We start from the raw sequence: 4071 nt of genomic DNA on the forward strand, positions 1-4071 counted from the left end.
TACTTAAACAACCGCATTGAGCAGGATCATCGCGCGATCAAGCGGCGGGTCCGCCCGATGCTCGGCTTCCAAACCGTTCACACTGCGCGCGTGATCCTCGGCGGGATCGAGATGATCCATATGATGCGCAAGCAGCAGGCGAAGTATGCCCGGAATCCGGACCCCTCGCTTGCTTCTCAATTCGACCTGCTCGCAGCGTGACCGCCTTGCGGGTTTCCCAGCAATTTTCGCGTCTCTTCAAAATTGCGACGGAACCCTAATGCTTGCCATCGCGACCCGCTCCGGCTTTGGTCCCGAGCGCTTGCTTCTGGCGGGAATCGGAATCGGAGCGTCGGGAATGGCGATGATCTCGACCGTGTTGGCTCAGGGCGACGCTTTTCCTGTTCAGCCGCTGGCTCGACATCCTCGGCGGCTCCGTAACCCTCGCGCTGTTCTCTGCGCTCCTAACTGCCATGGCGTCTTTTCTCGTCGGTCCTCTCAGCCTGATAGGGTTGATCGCGCCGCACCTTGCGCGATTACTCGGATTCGCCCGCGGCCGCGATCACATATCCGCCGCGATCATTATCGGATGCGGGGTGATGATCCTCGCCGACTGGCTGCCGCGCGTCATCGCTTTTCCCTACCCGATCCCGGTCTGGCTCTTCGCCGCGCTGATTGGCGGGTCCCTATCTGATCTGGCTTCTTGCCCGCGGAGAAACCACACATGGCTGAAGTAGCAACGCTCTACGCGGCCGCTCGCGTCCCCCTCCCCGATGCTCATGGGATGCTTGCTCAAATTTGCGCGCATTTCGAGGAGCACGGCATCGCCCGGCTCGATGGCGATACCGGTTGATCGAAAGTCCGTTTGGCACTGCGGGAGTCGATGCGCTGATCATGCGCGCCGAATGCGGGGGATGCCCTTCCACCATTTTCCTGGCCGGGGGACTGCGCGGGTGACCGGGCGCTCCCCTATTTCCACGAGATGCAGGTCGCTGACACACGCCCTATCACACCGCGAATGCGCCGTATCATACTTTCAAGAGACGTCGCGCGTCTCGATAAGGGCGGCCTGCATGTGCGGGTTCTTATTCCGCCCTCGGATCGCACGGCGATCTGGCCCATGGCAGGGCCGGACGGCCGCGTCCTGTGGCCGAGCAGCTAAGACGGACTGGCCGCCCGCGTCTATACCATCCGGTCGACCGACAGAGTATTGGGACAGATCGGCATCGACGTGATGCTGCATGACGATAACGAGACGCGGGCTCCGCCTGAGTGACGCAAGTGAAGCCGGGCGTCGGTATGCTGGGACTTGGCGGTGGCGAGCTCCCGGGCGCCGAAACCGCGCTCCCGGCCATCGCCCGGAGGCTCACCATCCTCCCCGACAGCAAACGGGCATTCGTTTTCCTCGAGGTGGCGGATTCGGCCGAGGAACAGCCGCTACCCTCACTTCATGGGGCGCCCCGATAGGTGACTCTGCTCACATTGAATCATCCTGCTTGCTCGGCGACCCAATGACCCGGCGCGACCTCATGCATGCGGCGAATGACGGGAACGTATCCCACTGCTCGCACCGGGTTTGGAATCTCGCCTTCAGTGCGGCCGCGCTTATGCCACAAGCGGTCAGCGTCGGCGGCTCGGGTAGCAGAGGTCGTAGCCTGAGAACCACGGAAGCCAGTCGGCGAGCACCTAGACGAGCCATCCGTCATCAAGAAGCGCCCGCATGTGATCTGAGCCGCTTCCATGTCTGATTGTCGACGACTTCGAGTCCGAGGGCAATTGCTACAGACGATCGCATCGCGCAAAAGGCTTGCCAACTGATCTTCTAATATTTCAGAACAGATACTTATAATACGTCTAGTTGTGAGTGTGGAATGATCACGTTCACTTCCATCCACCTTTAAAAGCAGACGGAGGATGTCCAGCGGCAAGGTGATCATCGTGCTTGTCCATGAGCGCGACGCACGGGAGCCGTTCGAGCCGTCAGAGCGGATACAGACATGATGGGGACGCAGACGTTCGTTCGCTGGATGGCGGACGACTACGCTATCGCCGCAGCGGAAACCGCTTGGCAAGCAATTCTGATGGCGACGAACGATACCGCCGATCCAGGCGAGGAATGATCCCGTCACCATCCGAAGTCGCCGATGGAATGAAGGTTTCTTGTGCACCTTTTTTAAGATGGCGTTTCAAAACATTCCAAGCTGGTGGCAGGAGCTGCCGAATAGCGGTCGCAAAGAGCGCGCCTCCGCTGCTTTCCTCAGCGCGCCATTGCATCGTTAACCAGCACTTGGATCTGCCTCGGGACGGGAGCATTGTCCGAGCAGCAGCTCACCCACCAGATGACGAGATGAACTGCCCGTAATCGCCCGGCCGAAAGACCACAAGGATCGTGGCCGACGTCCTGAAAGACATCACGCGGCTGGGGCTTTCGGAGATGCCTCAGCCTGACCCATCGCTCGCATGTAGACATCCAGCAAAGTGTCGTGCTCGTCACGCTCCTCCTGGTCCTGCTTCCGGAGCTTAATGATCTCCTTCAGGACTTTGACGTCGAAGCCCTCCCCTTTCGCCTCGGAAAGGATCTCCTTCTTGGCCTCGGCCAGATCCTTCAGCTCGGTCTCGATACGCTCAACGCGCTCCACGAACGAGCGAATCCGATCACCCGCAATTCCAATTGAGTCGCTCATGGTTTCTCCCTGCTTCGTGAAGCGCGGAATATCGCGTAGGGGAGTGACCGCTCGGTTAATGAGGGTTAGCGGGATGCTCATCTGGGAAAGCTTGCAGAACACCAGAGGCCCCGCAATCCGGAGCCTTTCCGGGGCGACACACCTTGCGCTGAAGACAACATCCCGTAAAAGGATTGCGGAAATTCTCGTGATCGACGTCCACACCTTGTTCGTTCAAAATGAGCTTCTTAGACTAGATGTCGCTTTCTCAATGAGGCAAAACGGGTGAGCGCTCTTAGCCCAAAGAACCCGGCCTTTCAGACCGCTTGGCAAGTTTTGACAAGCAGGGGCTGATGAGCACCCTTGGTGCATCGATCTTGCACGTGGCACGGGAGCGGTCGACATCGCGCTCTCTCAAAAACTTTCGTCTCGCAACAGCATGGTTTCGTTTACGCGGGTGCCGTGGCGGCGATTGCGGACACCGCCGCAGGCTATGCCGCGCTCAGCCTCATGCTGCCATGCGCTGGGGTGCTAACGATCAACCTCGTGGCTCCTGCGGCTGGCGAGCCGCATCGTGACGGGGCCGCGTCATTGAGGCCGGGCGGACGCTGATATTGGCGCAAACGGAAGTCTTTTCCAAAACGGCCGGAGAAGAGAGGCTGGTCGCGCTTCTCACCGCAACGCTGATGACAATGGAAGGCCGGGATGGTTGGCCGATTAATTGGTGAAGTTTCAATGACCTTCCGCGAAGTCGCGATGGCGTGGCGAATGACGAGATGTTGGCGGGCCAGCCGGCCCTCATAGGTGTTTCCGGATCACCGGGTCGTTCCACCGACTGACCCTATAGGTCCGGCCTTTCACGGTTTCCGGCCCTTCTTGAGTTTCTGGCGGTGGAACAAGGCACGCCCGTCCGGCACGATTTGCAGCAGGAAGTCGTAGTCTTTGATGTTTCTCGTCAGGACGGTGACTCTGAGCTTGAGAGCTTGCAGGAAAAGCACACAGTCGTGCAGCGCCCGCAACCAGTCATTGGAGGCATAGCCTTGCGTCCGCGCCAGGATCCCGGCCAGGACGGCGGCCCGCCCGAGGGTCTCCGCATCCGGTTCGAACAGGCGATGTCCCGGCATGACTTGGATGGCCTTCCTGATCTGGGAAACCACGGCGGCGGTTCCCCCGTGGATGGGATCGAGGCGACCGACGTGTGCATCAATTCGACGACGGCAATGGTGCTGTGGTTGACGGTCCGCAGGTCACGAGGCCCTGAATCTCCTCGGGCGCGAGCCCCTGCATCCGGTCGATGTAGACGGTGGTATCGAGCAGCAGGGCATTGCCAGGTTCCGCCGCGGGACCAACGAACGGCAGGTCCGCGTCCGGCCGCCGGGCAAGTGCGCGCCACCTGTCCGGCCGCGCCCAACGGACGACCTTGTCGAGG

7 protein-coding genes and 1 pseudogene are annotated in these 4071 nt (G+C 60.4%); 5 read left to right on the forward strand and 3 right to left on the reverse strand.

Features of this window, described 5'->3' with window-relative positions:
* The 5 genes from FEZ63_RS07290 to FEZ63_RS25905 form a co-directional block, all read left to right on the forward strand.
* The coding region (locus FEZ63_RS07290; protein WP_150942986.1) for a DDE-type integrase/transposase/recombinase at positions 1–201 on the forward strand (201 nt) is incomplete at its 5' end.
* A gap of 251 nt (positions 202–452) precedes the next feature.
* Entirely contained in the window at positions 453–716 is a 264-nt protein-coding gene (locus tag FEZ63_RS26025) for an iron chelate uptake ABC transporter family permease subunit (protein ID WP_338042199.1), read from the forward strand.
* Positions 704–832: a DUF2218 domain-containing protein gene (locus tag FEZ63_RS25525; RefSeq protein WP_244622687.1), complete on the forward strand. Its 129-nt coding sequence runs from the start codon at positions 704–706 to the stop codon at positions 830–832. The genes FEZ63_RS26025 and FEZ63_RS25525 overlap by 13 nt, the downstream gene beginning before the upstream one ends.
* A gap of 446 nt (positions 833–1278) precedes the next feature.
* On the forward strand, positions 1279–1446 hold the full coding sequence (locus tag FEZ63_RS26175; RefSeq protein ID WP_150943044.1) for an SIP domain-containing protein: 168 nt from the start codon (positions 1279–1281) through the stop codon (positions 1444–1446).
* 530 nt (positions 1447–1976) lie between these two features.
* Positions 1977–2099, forward strand: a complete 123-nt coding sequence (locus FEZ63_RS25905; RefSeq protein WP_275552336.1) for a hypothetical protein — start codon at positions 1977–1979, stop codon at positions 2097–2099.
* Between the two features lie 291 nt (positions 2100–2390).
* On the opposite strand, the gene FEZ63_RS07310 is transcribed toward FEZ63_RS25905, so the two are convergent.
* The 3 genes and pseudogenes from FEZ63_RS07310 to FEZ63_RS26035 all read right to left on the reverse strand — a co-directional run.
* Positions 2391–2663, reverse strand: coding sequence for a DUF2312 domain-containing protein (locus tag FEZ63_RS07310; RefSeq protein WP_150942987.1), 273 nt, complete (start codon positions 2661–2663; stop codon positions 2391–2393).
* An 836-nt stretch (positions 2664–3499) separates the two neighbouring features.
* A complete protein-coding gene (locus FEZ63_RS26030) occupies positions 3500–3799 on the reverse strand; it encodes a hypothetical protein (RefSeq protein WP_338042200.1) in 300 nt (99 codons plus the stop codon).
* Between the two features lie 46 nt (positions 3800–3845).
* Positions 3846–4071: pseudogene (locus tag FEZ63_RS26035) on the reverse strand (hypothetical protein); the annotation flags it as partial.

The sequence above is a fragment of the Microvirga brassicacearum genome (genome assembly GCF_008757455.1).
GTDB lineage: Bacteria > Pseudomonadota > Alphaproteobacteria > Rhizobiales > Beijerinckiaceae > Microvirga > Microvirga brassicacearum.